Genomic DNA, 18392 nt, shown 5'->3' with positions numbered 1-18392 from the left:
TCCATGGATATCCTGAACGCCCTTGTGGCCTTTCTGAATTTTGTCTTCATCCCCGCCGCCGCCTATGGTGCCCAGCTTGCGCTGGGAGCGCTGGGGGTCACGCTGATCTACGGGATCCTGCGTTTTTCGAACTTCGCCCATGGCGACACCATGGCCTTCGGCACCGCGATCACCATTCTGGTGACCTGGGGCTTGCAGGCGCTGGGAATATCGCTGGGGCCGCTGCCGACAGCGCTGCTGGCGTTGCCGGTGGGCATTGCCGCGACCGCGCTGCTGGTGCTGGCCACGGATCGCGCGGTCTATCGGTTCTACCGGGTCCAGAAGGCCGCGCCGATCATCCTTGTGATGGCATCGGTCGGGGTGATGTTCCTGATGAACGGTCTGACCCGCCTGCTGATCGGCGTCGACGAACAGCGCTTTGCCGATGGCGAGCGTTTCGTGATCAATGTCCGCGACTTCAAGGCCATGACCGGCCTGGCCGAGGGGCTGGCCCTGAAGACCACGCAGCTTCTGACGCTGGTGATCGCCATTCTTGTCGTCTGGGCGCTGTTCTGGTTCCTGAACCGCACCAAGTCGGGCAAGGCGATGCGCGCCTATTCCGACAACGAGGATCTGGCCCTGCTGTCGGGGATCGACCCCGAAAAGGTCGTGCGCCTGACCTGGATCATCGCGGCCGCGCTGGCGACGATCGCGGGCGTGCTGTATGGACTGGACAAGGCCTTCAAGCCCTTCAACTATTTCCAGATCCTGCTGCCGATCTTTGCCGCCGCCATCGTCGGCGGGCTGGGCAATCCGCTGGGGGCCATCGCCGGCGGTTTCGTCGTCGCCTTTTCCGAGGTGGCGATCACCTATCCCTGGCTGAAGATCGCGGGCTATCTGTTCCCCGGCTGGCAACCCGACGGGCTGCTGCAATTGCTGGGCACGGAATACAAGTTCGCCGTCAGCTTCGTCATTCTGATCGTTGTCCTGCTGTTCAAGCCCACCGGGCTGTTCCGCGGCAAATCGGTGTAAGGAGGTCTTGCCGATGTCAACCAATCGTCAAGCCACAGCCCATAGCCCTTGGCGCGCGCCGATCCTGTTCGCCGCGCTGGCCCTGTTGTTCGTGCTGGAAGGCACGGTGCGCAACTCGATGTTCTCGGGCAGCTGGAACACCTCGCTGGCCATTCTGAACATGGGGCTGATTTCCGCGATCACGGCCCTGGGCGTGAACATGCAATGGGGCTATGCGGGCCTGTTCAACGTGGGCGTCGTGGGCTTTCTGGCCCTTGGCGGCCTTGCGCCGGTATTGGTCGCCATGCCCCCCGTCGAAGGCGGTTGGAGCGCGGGCGGCCCGCGCGTTCTTCTGTCGCTGGCCGTGGGGCTGGGCACGCTGGCGCTGGCCACGCAATTGTGGCGCCGCATGGGCAAGGGTCGCCTGCGCGGTCTGGCGGTCACGGGCGTTCTGATCCTTGGCTTCTTCGTCTATCGAGGATTGTTCGACCCCGCCGTCACCGCGATCGAGGCGAACAACCCCGCCCGTCACGGCAATCTGGGCGGCCTCGGCATGCCGGTGATGCTGTCCTGGGTGGTCGGCGGGGCCTTTGCCGCCGCCGCCGCATGGGCCGTGGGCAAGGTCGCGCTGGGGCTGCGGTCGGATTATCTGGCCATTGCCACGCTTGGGATCGGGGAAATCATCGTTGCCGTTCTGAAGAACGAGGACTGGCTGGCGCGCGGCGTCAAGAACGTCGTGTCGATCCCCCGCCCCGTCCCCTACGAGATCGACCTGCAACAGAACCCTGCCTTTGTCGAATTTGCCACGCGCTGGGGCTTTTCCGCGACCGAGGCGTCGGGGATCTGGGTCAAGATCTGCTACATGTCGCTGTTCCTTGTCGTGCTGCTGGTGCTGATCCTGCTGGCCGAACTGGCGCTGAAATCGCCCTGGGGCCGGATGATGCGCGCGATCCGCGACAATGAAACCGCGGCCGAGGCGATGGGCAAGAACGTCACCGCCCGGCATCTGCAGGTCTTTGTCCTTGGCTCGGCCGTGATCGGCATGGCGGGGGCGATGATGATCACTCAGGACGGCCTGATGGCCCCGGTGGGCTATAACCCGCTGCGCTATACATTCCTGATCTGGGTGATGGTGATCGTGGGCGGGTCCGGCAACAACTGGGGCTCGGTTCTGGGGGCGGTGCTGATCTGGTTCCTGTGGATCAAGGCCGAGGTCTGGGGCCCTGCCCTGATCGGCGTGCTGACCGCGCCGCTGCCCGATGGTGGCCTGAAAGAGCATCTGTTGGACAGTTCCGCACATATGCGGTTCATCGCGATGGGGCTGGTGCTGCTGCTGGTGCTGCGATTTGCCCCCCGCGGGCTGGTGCCCGAGAAATAGGGGCCATCCCCCGCAAGACTGAAACGGCGCGGTCATCCCGCGCCGTTTTTCATGTCAGCGGCAGGTATCGCCGATCACAAGGCTGAACCATGCGCGACCGTTGGCATCGCGGGTCACGCCGACGCCGAAATCGCGTGCGCCCTGTTCCAGCAATTCGACCCGATGCTGATCCGAGGCCAGCCAGCCCGCCACCGTCCCTTCGGGCGTGCCGCCGACGGCGACAAGCTGCGCCACGCCGCATCTGTCATACTCGGCCCGCCGCGCCCGATCGACCACGTTCGATCCGTCCGACCCGGCCACCGTCGCGCGTCCCGTCGCCAGCATGTCGCAGGCATGGCTTTGCGCGATCAAAGCCAGCGTTTCATCCCCCTGCAACAGCGTTTTTCCCCGCTGTTGGCGCGCCTCGTTGACGGCAAAGGCCATACGCTCGGCCGCGGGGGCGTCGGCGGTGCAGGCGGCCAGCACCGTGTCCCGCGCCGCGCCGATCTGATCTGCCTGCCCCGGAAAGGTGATCGGTGCCTGACATGCGGCAAGCGCGGTCAGGGCAAACAGGGCGGGCGTAAGCTTGCGATGGGACATGGAAAATTCCTGCTGGCATGTCGTGTCTGTGGCGGTCATCGGGGCAACGGCACGCGCCTTTCCCCGGTTCCATGACCGACACTGCCCGGTTTGGCCTCTTGCGCCAACCGGGAACCGGTCTTAAAGCGCACCCATGACCCAGCATCAGCGCCTTCTCATCATCGATTTCGGCTCTCAGGTGACGCAGCTGATTGCGCGCCGCCTGCGCGAGCTGAATGTTTACTGCGAAATCCACCCGTTCAACGCCGTCAGCGATGACAGCCTGCGCCAGATGGCACCTCAGGCGGTGATCCTGTCCGGCGGTCCGGCCAGCGTCACCGAAGAGGGCAGCCCCCGCGCCCCGCAAGCGGTGTTCGATCTGGGCGTTCCGGTCTTCGGCATCTGTTATGGCCAGCAGGTCATGATGGAACAGCTGGGCGGCCGCGTCGAGGCGGGCCACCACGCCGAATACGGCCGCGCCTTCATCGCCCCCGCGCCGGGCCACAAGGGCGACGGCATCTTCGCCGGCCTCTTCGACGCGGGCCGCGAGGAAGTCTGGATGAGCCATGGCGACCGCGTGACCGAGATCGCGCCGGGCTTCGAGGTGATCGGCACCTCGCCCAACGCGCCCCTGGCGATGATCGCGGACGAGGCGCGTCGCTTCTATGCCGTGCAGTTCCACCCCGAGGTGCACCACACCCCGAACGGCCGCAAGATGCTGGAAAACTTCGTCAGGATGGCGGGCTTCACCGGCGACTGGACGATGGCCTCCTACAAGGACGAGGCGATCCGCAAGATCCGCGAGCAGGTGGGCGACCGCAAGGTCATCTGCGGCCTGTCGGGCGGCGTGGACAGCAGCGTTGCCGCCGTCCTGATCCACGAGGCGATCGGCGACCAGCTGACCTGCGTCTTTGTCGATCACGGCCTGCTGCGCCTGAACGAGGCTGACGAGGTCGTCGCCATGTTCCGCGACAACTACAACATCCCGCTGATCCACGCGGACGAGGCCGATCTGTTCCTTGGCGCGCTGGAAGGCGTTTCCGACCCCGAGGTCAAGCGCAAGACCATCGGTCGCCTGTTCATCGACGTGTTCCAGAAATACGCGGGCGAGATCGACGGCGCCGAGTTCCTGGCCCAGGGCACGCTCTATCCCGATGTCATCGAAAGCGTCAGCTTCTCGGGCGGGCCGTCGGTCACGATCAAGTCGCACCACAATGTCGGCGGCCTGCCCGAGAAGATGGGCCTGAAGCTGGTCGAGCCGCTGCGCGAGCTGTTCAAGGACGAGGTCCGCGCCCTTGGCCGCGAACTGGGCCTGCCCGACAAGTTCATCGGGCGTCACCCCTTCCCCGGCCCCGGCCTTGCCATCCGCTGCCCCGGCGAGATCACCCGCGACAAGCTGGAGATCCTGCGCAAGGCAGATGCGGTCTTCATCGACCAGATCCGCAAGCACAACCTGTATGACGAGATCTGGCAGGCCTTCGTCGCGATCCTTCCGGTCCGCACCGTGGGCGTGATGGGCGACGGTCGGACCTACGACTATGCCTGCGCGCTGCGTGCGGTGACCTCGGTCGACGGGATGACGGCGGATTACTATCCCTTCACCCACGAATTCCTGGGCGAGACCGCAACGCGGATCATCAACGAGGTCAAGGGCATCAACCGCTGCACCTATGACATCACCTCGAAGCCGCCGGGCACGATCGAGTGGGAATGACTTGAGAAGTTGGGGAACGCGCAGGGCAACTTGCGCGTCCCTTTCGTTCAAGGGGGTGCCATGACGCGATTGATACTGGTTCTGGGCGATCAGCTGTCCGACGATCTGTCCGCGCTGCGCGAGGCGAAGGACGGCGATGTCGTCGTCATGGCCGAGGTGATGGACGAGGCGTCCTATGTCCGCCACCACCCCAAGAAGATCGCGTTCCTGTTCGCGGCCATGCGCAAGTTTGCCGATCACCTGCGCGACAAGGGCTTCACCGTCGCCTATACGCGGCTGGACGACCCCGAGAACAGCCAGAAGATCGGCGGTGAATTGCTGCGCCGCGCATCGGAACACGACGCGTCCGAGGTGATCGCGACGGAACCCGGCGAATGGCGCCTGATCGACATCCTGACCTATCTGCCGATCACGGTGCGCCAGCTGCCCGACGACCGCTTCTATGCCAGCCACAAGGATTTCCAGGACTGGGCCGAGGGGCGCAAGGAATTGCGGATGGAGTGGTTCTATCGCGAGATGCGCCGCCGCACCGGCCTGCTGATGGAGGGCGACGAGCCTGCGGGCGGTCAGTGGAACTATGACCACGACAACCGCAAGCCCGCCGAGGCCGACCTGTTCCGCGAAGGCCCCCCGCGCTTCGAACCCGACCGGATCACCCGTGATGTGCTGGATCTGGTCGAGCAGCGTTTCCCCGACAATTTCGGCGATCTGCGCCCCTTCGACTATGCCACCGACCGCCAGGGCGCGCTGAAGGTGCTGCGGCATTTCATCGACAATTCGCTGGACGAATTCGGCCCCTATCAGGACGCGATGCTGCAGGACGATCCGCACCTGCATCACTCGATCCTGTCGCCCTATATCAATGCGGGCCTTCTGTCCCCGCGCGAGGTCTGCGACCGCGTCGCCAAGGCCTATGCCGAGGGCAAGGTGCGCCTGAATTCCGCCGAGGGCTTCATCCGCCAGATCCTTGGCTGGCGCGAATACATGCGCGGCATCTATTTCATGCAGGGGCCGGATTACACCGACCGGAACGAGCTGGGCCACGATTGCGATCTGCCGCCGCTGTACTGGGGTGCGGAAACGCGGATGAACTGCCTGTCGCAGGCGGTCGGCCAGACGCAGCGCCTTGCCTATGCCCATCACATCCAGCGCCTGATGGTCACCGGAAACTTTGCCCTGCTGGCCGGGATCGACCCGCACCAGGTCCATGAATGGTACCTTGAGGTCTATCTGGATGCCTATGAATGGGTCGAGGCCCCGAATGTCATCGGGATGAGCCAGTTCGCCGATGGCGGCATCGTCGGGTCGAAGCCCTATGTCAGTTCCGGCAACTATATCAGCAAGATGTCGGATTACTGCAAACATTGCGCCTACAAGGTGACGGCCAAGACCGGCAAGGACGCCTGCCCGTTCAACCTGCTGTACTGGGATTTCCTTGTCCGTCACCGTGAACGGTTCCAAAAGAACCCGCGCATCAGCCGCATCTATGGCACATGGGACCGGATGGATGCCGACAAGCGCAAGACGATCCGGTCCGAGGCTGCCGATTTCCTGACGCGCATGGATGCGGGCGAAACCGTCTGACACGGGTTTTCATCGCCGCGCTTTTTGGTCAGGTTGACGCCACAGCCTTGAAGGGATCCGACCATGACCTGTGCCTGCGGACATAATCACAATGCCGAACCGCATGAATGCGACAGCAGCGGCACCCCCATCGCCCTGCCCACGCCGATGATTGCGCTGACCGGGCGGCTGATCTGCAATGACACGGCACAGATGATGACGGCGCTTGGCCTGCTGCCCGACCACCGCGATCTTAGCCGCGCCGAGCCCGGAAACCTGCGGTTCGATCTGTGGCAGGACGAAGATCCGATGATCTGGCATCTGTCCGAACTGTTCCGCGACGACGCCGCCGTCGCCGCGCATCAGGCACGCACCGCCGACAGTCCCTGGGGCCGCGACAGCGCCGCCATTACCCGCGATGTCAGCCGGGCAAAGGTCACCCCCGCCCTGCGTCCCGAACAACGCGGCGATCACGATCCCATCGACCATCTGCTGCATATCGCCTTCGATGGCGGCGCCGAGGCCGGTCTGGTGCGCCGGTTGCGCGCCGATGACGATCTGTCGCTGTCGCTGGTCGCAGTGGCCGCCGGAACCATCGTCGGGCATCTGGCGCTGTCGCCATTGGGCGGCGATCGCCCCGCGCTGGCGCTTGCGCCGGTCGCGGTGCATCCCGCCGCGCAGGGGCTTGGGATCGGGTCGGCGCTGATCCGCGCCGCGCTGGATCATGCGGGTGCGGCGCCCGTCGTGGTGCTGGGCGATCCGGCCTATTATTCGCGCTTCGGGTTCCGGCCAGCCGATCTGACCTCGCCCTATGCGGGGCCCTATCTGCAGATGCGGGGCGATCTGCCGAAAGGCGCCGCCATTGCCCATGCCCCGGCCTTCGCGGCGCTGTGACCAAGGCTTGCGGTTCCCCGTCTCAGGGTCCACATCTGTTGCGACAGAAGAAAGGACCGACGCATGGCCGCCACACCGCTTTACGATGCCGCAGAACAGGTCAAGGGCACGCCCTTCGGGGATCTGCCGGAATGGGACCTCAGCGATCTTTATCCCGGCCCCGACAGCCCGGAACTGAAATCCGATATCGAGCGTCTGGAAGGTCTGGTCCGCGACTTTGCCCAGACCTATCAGGGCAAGCTGGCCGGTCTGGATGCCGCGGCGATGCTGGCCTGCATCGAGGCTTATGAACAGATCGACATCATCGCCGGTCGCATCATGTCCTATGCGGGGCTGCGGTACTACCAGAACACGACGGACCCGGCACGGGCCAAGATGATGGGCGACCTTCAGGCCCGCATCACCGACATGACCACGCCGCTGGTCTTCTTCAGCCTGGAATTCAACCGCATCCCGGATGAAACCTATGAGGCCGTGTTCACCGCCCCGAACGGTCCCGCGCGCTACAAGCCCGTTTTCGACCGGATGCGCGCCATGCGCCCCCACCAGCTGTCGGACGAGCTGGAGCAGTTCCTGCACGACAATTCGGTCGTGGGCGCCGCCGCGTGGAACCGCCTGTTCGACGAAACCACCGCCGCGCTGACCTTCGATGTCGATGGCGAGGAACTGGGTCTTGAAGCCACGCTGAACCTGCTGACCGATCACGACCGCACGCGGCGCGAGGCCGGCGCCCGCGCCTTGGCGCAGGTGTTCCAGAAGAATGTCGGCCTGTTCGCCCGCGTCCACAACACGCTGGCCAAGGAAAAGGCCATCGAGGACAAGTGGCGCAAGATGCCCACGCCCCAGCATGGCCGCCACCTGTCGAACCATGTCGAACCCGAGGTGGTCGAGGCGCTGCGCAATGCCGTCACCAAGGCCTATCCGCGCCTGTCGCACCGCTACTATGCGCTGAAGGCGAAATGGCTGGGTCTGGACAAGCTGCAGGTCTGGGACCGCAACGCGCCCCTGCCGACCGACGCGCCCAAGACCATCGACTGGACCGAGGCGCGCGCGACCGTGATGGACGCCTATGCGGGTTTCTCGCCCAGGCTGGCGGAACTGGCCGAGCCGTTCTTCGACAAGGGCTGGATCGATGCTGCCGTGAAGCCCGGCAAGGCGCCCGGCGCCTTCGCGCATCCGACGGTCACGACGGTGCACCCCTATGTCATGCTGAACTATCTGGGCAAGCCGCGCGACGTGATGACGCTGGCCCATGAACTGGGTCACGGCGTGCATCAGCGCCTTGCGGCAGATCAGGGCGAGCTGCTGTCCTCGACCCCGCTGACGCTGGCGGAAACGGCCTCGGTCTTTGGCGAGATGCTGACCTTCCGCGCGCTGCTGGCCAAGACGACCGACCCCGCGCAGCGCAAGGCGCTGCTGGCCGGCAAGGTCGAGGACATGATCAACACGGTGGTCCGCCAGATCGCCTTCTACGATTTCGAATGCCGCCTGCATGCCGCGCGTGCCGAAGGTGAACTGACCCCCGACGACATCAACGCCATCTGGATGGAGGTGCAGCACGAAAGCCTTGGCCCGGTCTTCGAGTTCATGCCCGGATATGAGACCTTCTGGACCTATGTGCCGCATTTCGTGCACTCGCCCTTTTACGTCTATGCCTATGCCTTCGGCGACGGGTTGGTGAACGCGCTTTATGCGGCCTACGAGGACGGGCTGCCGGACTTCCAGCAGAAGTATTTCGACCTGCTGGCTGCGGGCGGGTCCAAGCACCACAAGGAGCTGCTGGCCCCCTTCGGGCTGGATGCATCCGACCCCGCCTTCTGGGACAAGGGACTGTCGATGATCGAAGGCTTCATCGACGAGTTGGAAAAGCTGGAGGCGTAGCACGGCTTGCGAAGGTGGCTGGGGGCTGCCGCCCCCGGCCGCGCCTGACGTCGCGTCCTTCCCCCGCGGATATTTGAGCACAGAAGATGCGGGGCTTGTGCCCGGCGCGCATGCGGTCAATCCTGAGCCGGGCGGAATAGGGGGCTGCGATGCTGAAACGGATCTTGCTGGTGGCGCTCGTGTTGCTGATCGCGGGGGCGGTCGCGTTTTTCAGTCTTGCGCCGGCTTATGTCGAGCGCAGCCTGAACCCCCTTCGCATGCCCGAGGACGGTTGGCCGGTAAGTGCCGAGGCGCAGGTCCTGCATGACGGGTTGGTGATCGGCGATCTGCACGCGGACCCGTTGCTGTGGGATCGCGATCTGCTGCGACGTGCCGACCGCGGGCATACCGACATTCCGCGGCTGCTGGAGGGCAATGTCGCGGTACAGGTCTTTACCACCGTGACCAAAAGCCCGCGCGGACAGAATTACAGCGCCAACAGTGCCGAAGCGCCCGACAACATCACCCCGCTGTTCATGGGCCAGCTGCGCCCGATCAGGTCATGGACATCGCTGCGCGAGCGGGCGCTGGTTCAGGCCGAGGCGTTGCAGGACATGGCCAGACGCGCGCCCGAGCAATTGCGCATTCTGCGCACGCGGGGCGATCTGGCGGACCTGCTGGCCGATCGCGCATCGGGACAGCGGGTTCTGGGGGCCGTGCTTGGGTCGGAAGGCGGGCATCCGCTGGAAGGTGATCTGGCCAATCTGGATGTGCTGTACGACGCAGGCTTCAGGTTGATGGGGCTGACGCATTTCTTCGACAATGAACTGGGCGGCAGCCTGCATGGCGAAGGCGGCAGCGGAGCCGGGCTGTCCGAATTCGGGCGGCAGGTGGTCGCGCGGATGGTCGAGAAGGGAATGGTCATCGATCTGGCCCATGCCAGCCCGCAGATGGTTCAAGATGTGCTGGCGATGCCCGATACCCGTCCGATCCTGTCCCATACCGGTATTCACGGCCACTGCGCCAGCCACCGCAATCTGGAAGATGATCTGATGCGCCAGATCGCCGACAAGGGCGGGGTGATCGGGATCGGCTATTGGTCGGATGTTGTCTGCGGCGGCACACCTGCGGATATCGCGGGCGCCATCATCGCCGCGATCGATCTGCTGGGCGAGGATCACGTCGCGCTGGGATCGGATTACGACGGATCGGTTGACGCGCCCTTCGACGCCGCGCATTTGTCGGCCCTGACCCAGGCCTTGATCGATGCGGGTCTGGATCAGCGCCGCATCGCCAAGGTCATGGGCGGCAACATGATGCGGTATCTGGCAGAGACGCTGCCTGCGACGGGGGACACATGAAGGCCAAGGGTGTGTTGCATGCCGAATTGTCGGCGCTGATCGCGGCGATGGGCCATGGCGATCTGATCGTGATCGGGGATGCCGGGTTGCCTGTTCCGCCCGGTGTGCCCTGCATCGATCTGGCGGTCAGTCCGGGCGTGCCGCAGATGTTTCAGGTGCTGGATGCGGTCCTTCAGGACCTGGTCGTCGAACGCGCCACCATTGCCACCGAGGTCGGCGCCGATCTTGGCGCGGCTTTCCTGACCCGCCTGCCCAAGGCCGAGGCGGTCCCACACGAGGAATTCAAACGTCTCAGCCGCGACGCCCGCGCGGTGGTGCGCAGCGGCGAATTCACGCCCTATGCCAATATCGCGCTATGGGCGGGGGTGCCGTTCTAGGGCGATGCTGCACTTGCACTGTGGCGGGAATTGCGATCAATTCGCGCAGATGCGCCGGTTCGGGGATCGCCCGACCCGGCCCCAGGAACAAGAGGGCATATTCATGCAGCAGCTTACCACTTTCGACAATCGCGCAATGACCCGCAATGCTGGGCTGGTTCTGGCGGGGGTTGCCCTGCTGACGCTGTCGGCCAAGGTGCAGGTGCCGTTCTGGCCCGTGCCGATGACGCTGCAAACCATGGCGGTCATGCTGATCGCGACGGTGATGGGACCGCGTGTGGCGGTTGCATCCTTTCTGGCCTATCTGGGTGCGGGCATGACCGGGCTGCCGGTCTTTGCAGGCTCGCCCGAGCGGGGGATCGGTCTGGCCTATGCGATGGGTCCGACGGGCGGCTTTCTGATCGGCATGTTGCTGATGTCGGCCGTGACCGGGGTGCTTGCACATGGTCGTGGCCTGCTGGGCCGCGCCGGTGGGATGCTGGTCGGTATCGCCGTGGTCTATGCCGCCGGTCTGGCCTGGCTGTCGGCTTTCGTGCCCGCCGACAAGCTGATCGCGGTTGGCTTTGCGCCCTTCATTCTGGGCGATCTGGTCAAGGCCGCCGCCGCCACCCTGCTGATCGAGGCTGCGGGTCGCCTGCGCAAGACCAAGGGCTGAACCCGGACTACCGACCGAAACGCAAGGCGCGGGCCATCCGGTCCGCGCCTTTCTGTTTGTCCTGCGCCGCCTGCGACCACAGGATCGCCCAAATGACCCGGCGTCACGCTTGGGGCCAGGACCGATCGACCGCAGACTGTCCCTGGGAAACCAAGGGGGACGGACATGGAGATCGGTCGTGAACTGAATGCGGCAAGCCGCCAACGGATCGAGGCCAGCTTTGCCAGACAGGGCTTGATGGGGCTTCTGGGGGCCAGGCTGCTTCGGGTCGAAACCGGGCTGGTCACGATCGCCCTGCCCTTTCGGCCCGAGGTGACGCAGCAGCATGGCTATTTTCACGCGGGCGGCAGTTCGACAATCGCGGATACGGCGGGCGGCTATGCCGCGATGACGCTGTTTCCGCCGGACAGTTCCGTCCTGACTGTCGAGTTCAAACTGAACCTGATCCGCCCTGCCCAGGGCCAGCGGCTGGAGGCGACAGGCCGCGTCATCAAACCGGGCCGCACCCTGACAATCTGCCAGCTGGATGTCTGGGGCGTGACCGATGACGGCCGCACCCATTGCGCTACGGGGCTGCAAACGCTGATCCGGGTCGCGGGTGAAACGTGATCGTGTTAGCGCGTGACAGTCGCGCCCTGTCGGCATAGTCAGTGCGCAACTTGTCTTTCAGAAGGGCGCATGGACATGCAGCAAGCACAAATCGGGTTGATCGGGCTGGGAACAATGGGGTCGGCGCTGGCCCTGAACATCGCCGAGAAGGGCTTTCCCATTGCCGTCTACAACCGCACCACGCAGGTGACGCGCGACTTTCATCAGGAAGCCGGCGATCTGGCGGGCAATGTGGTTCCGACCGAAAGCCTGGAAGAGTTCGTCAACGCCATCGCCACGCCGCGCGCGATCATCCTGATGGTTCCGGCGGGCACGCCTGTCGATCAGCAGATCGAGGCCTTGGAGCCGCTTTTGTCACCCGAAGATCTGGTGATCGATGCCGGCAATGCCGATTTCCACGACACCAACCGCCGCGCGAATACCGGCTACAAGATGCAGTTCCTTGGGATGGGCGTTTCGGGCGGTGAAGAAGGCGCGCGGCACGGTCCCTCGATCATGGGGGGCGGTCGGCAGGCCGATTGGGACCGCGTGTCGGATGTGCTGAACGCCATCGCCGCCAAGGCCGAAGACGGCACCCCCTGCGCGACCCGCATGGGCGAAGAAGGCGCGGGGCATTTCGTGAAGGCCGTGCATAACGGCATCGAATATGCAGACATGCAGATGATCGCCGAAATCTATGGCGTGATGCGCGACGGCATGGGCCTGAGCGCCGCGCAGATCGGTGACACCTTCGCGACCTGGAACGAAGGGCCTCTGCAATCCTATCTGGTCGAAATTTCGGGCAAGGTCGCCAAGGCCACCGATCCGCATGGCGGCAAGCCGATGCTGGACGTCATTCTGGACAAGGCAGGACAGAAAGGCACCGGGCGCTGGACCGCGATCGAGGCACAGCATCTGGCCGCGCCGATCCCGGTGATCGAGGCCGCGGTCATGGCGCGCAACGTCTCGGCCCGGTTGGAAGAACGGCGCGTGATGCAGGATCGTTTCGGCGCCGCGCCGCAGGGCTTTGACATCGACAGCACGGTTCTGGAAAAGGCGATGATCGCGGGCAAGATCCTGTGCTACGCGCAGGGTTTCACGATGATCTCGGCCGCATCCGAGAAATTCGGCTGGTCGCTTCCCCTGCCCGAGATCGCGCGCGTCTGGCGTGCGGGCTGCATCATCCGGTCCTCCATGCTGAACGACATGGCAGAGGCCCTGACCGAGGACGCCGAACGCAACCTGATCCTGGCCCCCTTCTTCGCAAATCTGATCGAGGAAAACATCCCCGCCCTGCGTCAGGCCGTGGCCGAAGGGATCGCCAAGGGCCATCCCATGCCCGCATTGGCGTCGGGCCTGAACTGGTTCGACATGATGCGCACCGCGCGCGGTACGGCAAACATGATCCAGGGCCAGCGCGACTTTTTCGGGATGCACGGCTTTGAACGGCTGGACGGCATCGCGGACGCGCACGGCCCCTGGGGCGCGTGATATCCCGCGCCGCCCCCTGACCTGATCTAGGCGGGGGGCCGCGGCTTGCGGATATCGCCGATGGTCAGAACCGGCGAGGCGTCGATCTCGCCGGCGTTCAACATCCCGGCCACGCGGTCCAGAACCGCGATGGTCATCAGCTGTTCCCAGTTTTCCAGCTTCTGAAAGCTGCCGACGAAATTCTGCTGCAAGGCACTGGGCGCCGATTTCAGCGCCGCGCCGCCATCATCGGTCAGGGTCACGAAATTCTGCCGCCGGTCGGTGCTGGACCGTTCGCGACGCGCGAATCCTCGTTTTTCCAACTGATCGACCAGTGCCGTCACCGTGGCCTGGCTGACCCCCATCTGCTGCGCAAGCGCGGTCGGCGTGGCACTGCGCCCATCGCGACTGGCAAGGATCTGCAGGACCCGCAGCTTGGCCGGGGTCAGCTTGGCGGCCTGCGCCAGTTCCCGTTCGTATAATTCGGTCGCCCGCAGAATCCTGCGCAATGCGATCAAGGCGTTGTCGATGCGTTCGTCGGGCGTGTCACTCATGGATCTCACCATGCCACAGATCGGGCGAATACTTCAATTGGCTAAGCATCGGCACTTAAATATTTTGCTTGACTAAGCATATACAGCCAAGGCGCACCCTTGGCATGGGTATATTCCCCTATATTTTCATCTATTTAGCTGATTTTGCACAAATTTTGCCAGAAAGGTTGCAACCTTAGGGCGGCTTTACTAGTTTGATTGCCGAATGAAACGGGGATCAACCATGCCGAAAGATATGAACGATATCGAAGAACGTCGAAGTAAGACCCTCATCCTGCGCAAGCCGCGCAGCACCGACGGATCCGAGATCTGGGAACTGGTGCGCGCCTGCAAGCCGCTGGATGAGAACTCGATGTACTGCAATCTGGTTCAGGCCGAACATTTCAGCGACACCTGCGTCGTCGCAGAGCTGAACGGCCAGATCGTCGGCTGGATTTCGGGCCACATGATCCCGAACGAAGATGCCCTGTTCGTGTGGCAGGTTGCCGTCAGCCCCAAGGCCCGCGGTCTGGGTCTTGGCAAGAAGATGCTTGAACATCTGATCGGGCGCGATGCCTGCGCCGAGGCGACGCAACTGAACACGACCATCACCAAGGATAACGAAGCGTCCTGGGCGCTGTTCCGTAGTTTTGCCCGCGACCTTGGCGGCGAACTGTCGGACAAGGCGCATTACAAGAAAGAGCTTCATTTCGACGGGCACCACGCCACCGAGCATATGGTGACGATCACCCTGCCCGAAGAGGTCGAGGCCGACGCCAAAAGCGCCGCCTGAGATCCGCTTCCTGACATCAGAATTCAGCGCACCCCTTTGTGCGAAAGGACTTCCTATGCCCAAAGACATGACACATACCGCCACCGATATCTTTGAACGCCGCGAAAGCGCGGCCCGTTCGTATTGCCGCGGGATCCCGGCCGTTTTCGCATCGGCCAGCGGATCGATCCTGAAGGATGAAAGCGGCCGTGAATTCATCGACTTCCTGGCCGGCTGTTCGTCGCTGAACTATGGCCATAACGACGCCGACATGAAGGCGGCGCTGATTGACCATATCACCGCTGACGGTCTGGCGCATGGTCTTGACCTTCATACCGATACCAAGGCGGGTTTTCTTGACGCGTTCGAACGTCACATCCTGCAACCGCGCGGAATGGACCACCGCGTGATGTTCATGGGTCCGACCGGCGCCAATGCCGTCGAGGCCGCGATGAAGATCGCCCGCAAATCGACGGGTCGTACGAACATCATCGCCTTCACCAATGGCTTTCATGGCGTGACCATGGGTGCATTGGCGGCGACCGGCAACGGCTATCACCGTGGCGGCGCGGGTATGGATACGCAAGGCGTGACCCGCATGCCCTATGACGGATTTGCCAAGGGCGTCGATGGTGCCGCGCTGCTGGACCAGATGCTGTCCGACGCCTCGGGCGGGATCGATGCACCGGCCGCGATCATGCTGGAAACCGTTCAGGGCGAAGGCGGTCTGAACGCCGCATCGCCGGAATTCGTGCAGAAGGTCGCCAAGGTCGCCAAGAAGCACGGTGCCCTGCTGATCCTCGACGACATTCAGGCTGGTTGCGGTCGCACCGGCAAGTTCTTCTCGTTCGAGGACATGGGCGTGGTGCCCGATCTGGTGCCGATGGCCAAGTCGATCTCTGGCTTTGGCCTGCCACTGGCGATGGTTCTGGTGCGCCCGGAGCATGACGTGTTCGGCCCCGCCGAGCATAACGGCACCTTCCGCGGCAACACCCATGCCTTCGTGACCGCCCGCGTGGCCATTGAAAAGTTCTGGGCCGATGACGCGTTCGAAAATGAGCTGGCCCAGAAGGCCGCACTGATCGAACGTCGCCTGACCGAGCTGGCCGATATGGTCCCCGGCGCGTTCCTGAAGGGGCGCGGCCTGATGCGCGGCGTCGATGTCGGATCCGGCGAGCTGGCCGAGAAGATCTGCGGGCGCGCCTATGACAAGGGTCTGGTGATCGAAACCTCGGGCAGCGAGGACCAGGTCGTGAAGGTTCTGGCACCGCTGACCACCCCGGTCGACACCTTCAACAAGGGCTTCGACATCGTGATCGAAGCTGCCCGTGAAGTTCTGGAAACAACTAAAATCGCAGCGGAGTAACCGTTATGATCGTTCGTGATTTCAACAAGCTCAAAGACACCGACCGCGCCGTTTCGGATGCCAAGTGGACCTCGGTCCGGATGCTGCTGGCCGATGACGGGATGGGGTTTTCATTCCACATCACCACGCTGCAGGCGGGTTCGGAACACACGTTCCACTACAAGCACCATTTCGAAAGCGTCTATTGCATGTCCGGCCGTGGTTCGATCACCGATCTGGCGACCGGCCAGACGCACGAAATCAAGCCCGGCGTCATGTATGCGCTGAACGAAAACGACAAGCACACCCTGCGCGCCGAAGAAGAGCTGGTCATGGCCTGCTGCTTCAACCCCCCGGTGACCGGCAAGGAAGTGCATCGCGAAGACGGGTCCTACGCCCCCGTCGAGGAGTTTACCTGAACCATGGCAGACGCACCCAAACATCATACGGTCGAGAAAATTGGCGGCACGTCGATGTCGCGGGTGAACGAGCTGCGCGACAGCCTGATCATCGGTGACCGCAAGGGCGCGGATCTTTACGGTCGCATCTTTGTCGTTTCGGCCTTTGGTGGCATCACCAACCTGCTGCTGGAACACAAGAAATCCGGCGAGGCGGGGGTCTATGCCGCCTTTGCCGGCGGTGACGGCGACCACGAATGGCACGCCGCCCTGGACCGCGTTCAACACGAGATGATCGCGGCGCACGAGGCGGTTCTGGACCATCCCGGCGATATCGAGCGTGCGACCGAATTCGTGCGCGACCGCCTGATCGGTGCCCGCAACTGCCTGATCGACCTGCAACGTCTGTGCTCTTACGGCCATTTCCGGCTGTCGGAACACCTGTTGCAGATCCGCGAATTGCTGTCGGGTCTGGGCGAGGCGCATTCCGCCTTCGTCACCAGCCTGATGTTGCAGCGTGCAGGCGTCAACGCGCGTTTCGTCGATCTGTCGGGCTGGCGCGACGAAGGCAATGTGACGCTGGATCAGCGTATCACAGGTGCGATGGAAGCCGTCGATCCGATGAGCGAACTGCCCATCGTCACCGGCTATGCCCAATGCGCCGAAGGTCTGATGCGCGAATTCGACCGTGGCTATTCCGAAGTGACCTTTTCGCGTCTTGCCGCCCTGACGGGCGCGCGTGAGGCGATCATCCACAAGGAATTTCACCTGTCGTCGGCCGATCCGAACCTTGTCGGCGAGGATGCCGTGCGCAAGCTGGGCCGCACGAATTACGACGTGGCCGATCAGCTGTCGAATCTGGGCATGGAGGCGATCCACCCGAAAGCCGCCAAGACTCTGCGCCAGTCGGGCGTCCCCCTGCGCGTGACCAATGCGTTCGAACCGAAGGACCCCGGCACCCTGATCGACGATCAACCCGCTGCCGAACCCGCGGTCGAGATCGTGACTGGTCTGGATCTGTTCGCGCTGGAGGTGTTTGAACAGGATATGGTCGGCGTGAAGGGCTATGACGCCTCGATCATCGAGATCCTGACGCGGCATAATGTCCGTATCGTGTCGAAAGTCTCGAATGCGAACACGATCACGCACTATGTCGACAGCAGCATGAAGGTGCTGCGCCGCGTCGAAAAGGATCTGGCCGCGAAATACCCGGCTGCCGATATCACCTCGCGGGCGATTTCGATGGTGGCCGCGGTGGGCCGCGATCTGGACACGCTGGCCGTTCTCAGCCGCGGGCTGAACGCGTTGGCCGATAACGGGCTGGAGGCGATCGGCGCCACCCAGGGACCACGCCCGGTCGATGTGCAGTTCATCGTCGAACGCGACGTGATGAAACCCGCCATCAAGGCCCTTCACGGCGCATTGGTCGAGGGACAGGAACAGGCGATGCGTCAGGCGGCTTGATCCCCGTCCGCGCGCAACGCCTGAAGAACCGCGCCCCCGGAAACGGTGGGCGCGGTTTCTTTATGCGCGAACAGTGATTTCCCCGCGCCCCTGCCTTGCACCCGCCCCCTGTCGGACCTATGTTTGTCCTGTTCGGGGCAACCCGGACTATGGACATAAACGCGCTCGTAATAAGCGGATCGGACCCGGGGGCGGTACCCGGCGGCTCCACCAGATACCCTCGTTGGGGGACCATGGGGCCGAAACAGGATCGACGAACGTCTAAAGGGGTTTGCTTTGTCCCGGTGAGCTACCACCGTTATCGGTGCGAAATGTACAGTTGCCAACGACAACCGTGCTCCGGTCGCTCTGGCTGCGTAAGCAGCTCGGGTAACCGAAACCTAACTCCTTGCGCTTAGCCGCGTAAGGCGGGGCCCGCAGGAGCCTTGCAACAGAATCCTGCACCTTCCCCCCTCATTTCTGTCGTTCCGCG

Annotated in this window: 17 protein-coding genes and 1 other RNA gene; 16 read left to right on the top strand and 2 right to left on the bottom strand. The window is 63.7% G+C overall.

Features of this window, described 5'->3' with window-relative positions; translation table 11 throughout:
- Nucleotides 1–3: 3 nt before the first annotated feature.
- Both BMX67_RS05150 and BMX67_RS05145 read left to right on the top strand, forming a co-directional pair.
- A complete protein-coding gene (locus BMX67_RS05150; protein WP_090733040.1) occupies nt 4–1011 on the top strand; it encodes a branched-chain amino acid ABC transporter permease in 1008 nt (335 codons plus the stop codon).
- A gap of 13 nt (nt 1012–1024) precedes the next feature.
- Complete coding sequence (locus BMX67_RS05145) at nt 1025–2368, top strand: branched-chain amino acid ABC transporter permease (protein WP_090733038.1); 1344 nt, start codon at nt 1025–1027, stop codon at nt 2366–2368.
- Between the two features lie 54 nt (nt 2369–2422).
- Here the strand turns inward: BMX67_RS05145 and BMX67_RS05140 are convergent, their stop codons facing one another.
- The gene (locus tag BMX67_RS05140) at nt 2423–2947 is read right to left on the bottom strand and encodes a CAP domain-containing protein (RefSeq protein ID WP_175479821.1); all 525 of its coding nucleotides are present in this window, start codon (nt 2945–2947) and stop codon (nt 2423–2425) included.
- Nucleotides 2948–3080: 133 nt separating this feature from the next.
- Between BMX67_RS05140 and guaA the strand changes: the two genes are divergently transcribed.
- From guaA to gndA, 9 genes are all read left to right on the top strand, one after another.
- Complete coding sequence (gene guaA, locus BMX67_RS05135) at nt 3081–4640, top strand: glutamine-hydrolyzing GMP synthase (protein ID WP_090733035.1); 1560 nt, start codon at nt 3081–3083, stop codon at nt 4638–4640.
- Between the two features lie 60 nt (nt 4641–4700).
- Entirely contained in the window at nt 4701–6224 is a 1524-nt protein-coding gene (locus BMX67_RS05130) for a cryptochrome/photolyase family protein (RefSeq protein ID WP_090733034.1), read from the top strand.
- Nucleotides 6225–6287: 63 nt separating this feature from the next.
- A complete protein-coding gene (locus BMX67_RS05125; RefSeq protein ID WP_090733032.1) occupies nt 6288–7097 on the top strand; it encodes a GNAT family N-acetyltransferase in 810 nt (269 codons plus the stop codon).
- Nucleotides 7098–7160: 63 nt separating this feature from the next.
- Nucleotides 7161–8978 (top strand): M3 family oligoendopeptidase, encoded by a 1818-nt coding sequence (locus tag BMX67_RS05120; protein WP_090733030.1) that lies wholly within the window; start codon nt 7161–7163, stop codon nt 8976–8978.
- 149 nt (nt 8979–9127) lie between these two features.
- The gene (locus BMX67_RS05115; RefSeq protein WP_090733029.1) at nt 9128–10318 is read left to right on the top strand and encodes a dipeptidase; all 1191 of its coding nucleotides are present in this window, start codon (nt 9128–9130) and stop codon (nt 10316–10318) included.
- Nucleotides 10315–10695 carry a D-ribose pyranase gene (rbsD, locus tag BMX67_RS05110; RefSeq protein ID WP_090733027.1) on the top strand — a complete coding sequence of 127 codons (381 nt, stop codon included), beginning with the start codon at nt 10315–10317 and terminating at the stop codon, nt 10693–10695. The genes BMX67_RS05115 and rbsD overlap by 4 nt, the downstream gene beginning before the upstream one ends.
- Before the next feature lie 136 nt (nt 10696–10831).
- Nucleotides 10832–11350: a biotin transporter BioY gene (locus BMX67_RS05105; protein ID WP_245739204.1), complete on the top strand. Its 519-nt coding sequence runs from the start codon at nt 10832–10834 to the stop codon at nt 11348–11350.
- A gap of 165 nt (nt 11351–11515) precedes the next feature.
- Nucleotides 11516–11959, top strand: coding sequence for a PaaI family thioesterase (locus BMX67_RS05100; protein ID WP_090733024.1), 444 nt, complete (start codon nt 11516–11518; stop codon nt 11957–11959).
- 75 nt (nt 11960–12034) lie between these two features.
- The gene (gndA, locus tag BMX67_RS05095; RefSeq protein ID WP_090733509.1) at nt 12035–13429 is read left to right on the top strand and encodes an NADP-dependent phosphogluconate dehydrogenase; all 1395 of its coding nucleotides are present in this window, start codon (nt 12035–12037) and stop codon (nt 13427–13429) included.
- Nucleotides 13430–13455: 26 nt separating this feature from the next.
- Here gndA and BMX67_RS05090 read toward each other — a convergent pair whose 3' ends face one another.
- The gene (locus BMX67_RS05090) at nt 13456–13962 is read right to left on the bottom strand and encodes a MarR family winged helix-turn-helix transcriptional regulator (protein WP_090733022.1); all 507 of its coding nucleotides are present in this window, start codon (nt 13960–13962) and stop codon (nt 13456–13458) included.
- A 223-nt stretch (nt 13963–14185) separates the two neighbouring features.
- Here BMX67_RS05090 and ectA point away from each other — a divergent pair, with 223 nt between their 5' ends.
- The 5 genes from ectA to ssrA all read left to right on the top strand — a co-directional run bounded on the left by ectA (nt 14186) and on the right by ssrA (nt 18365).
- Complete coding sequence (gene ectA / locus BMX67_RS05085; protein WP_090733021.1) at nt 14186–14734, top strand: diaminobutyrate acetyltransferase; 549 nt, start codon at nt 14186–14188, stop codon at nt 14732–14734.
- A 55-nt stretch (nt 14735–14789) separates the two neighbouring features.
- Nucleotides 14790–16079 carry a diaminobutyrate--2-oxoglutarate transaminase gene (ectB, locus tag BMX67_RS05080; RefSeq protein ID WP_217645784.1) on the top strand — a complete coding sequence of 430 codons (1290 nt, stop codon included), beginning with the start codon at nt 14790–14792 and terminating at the stop codon, nt 16077–16079.
- Nucleotides 16080–16084: 5 nt separating this feature from the next.
- Nucleotides 16085–16477, top strand: a complete 393-nt coding sequence (locus BMX67_RS05075) for an ectoine synthase (protein WP_090733020.1) — start codon at nt 16085–16087, stop codon at nt 16475–16477.
- A gap of 3 nt (nt 16478–16480) precedes the next feature.
- A complete protein-coding gene (locus tag BMX67_RS05070) occupies nt 16481–17920 on the top strand; it encodes an aspartate kinase (protein WP_090733018.1) in 1440 nt (479 codons plus the stop codon).
- A gap of 91 nt (nt 17921–18011) precedes the next feature.
- Nucleotides 18012–18365, top strand: a transfer-messenger RNA (tmRNA) gene (gene ssrA / locus BMX67_RS05065).
- Nucleotides 18366–18392 lie beyond the last annotated feature (27 nt).

Origin of the sequence: Paracoccus homiensis (assembly GCF_900111675.1) — a bacterium.
In the GTDB taxonomy this organism is placed as follows: domain Bacteria; phylum Pseudomonadota; class Alphaproteobacteria; order Rhodobacterales; family Rhodobacteraceae; genus Paracoccus; species Paracoccus homiensis.
The sequence above is the reverse complement of the archived record's forward strand: the minus strand, read 5'-3'. Positions and strand labels throughout refer to the sequence as shown.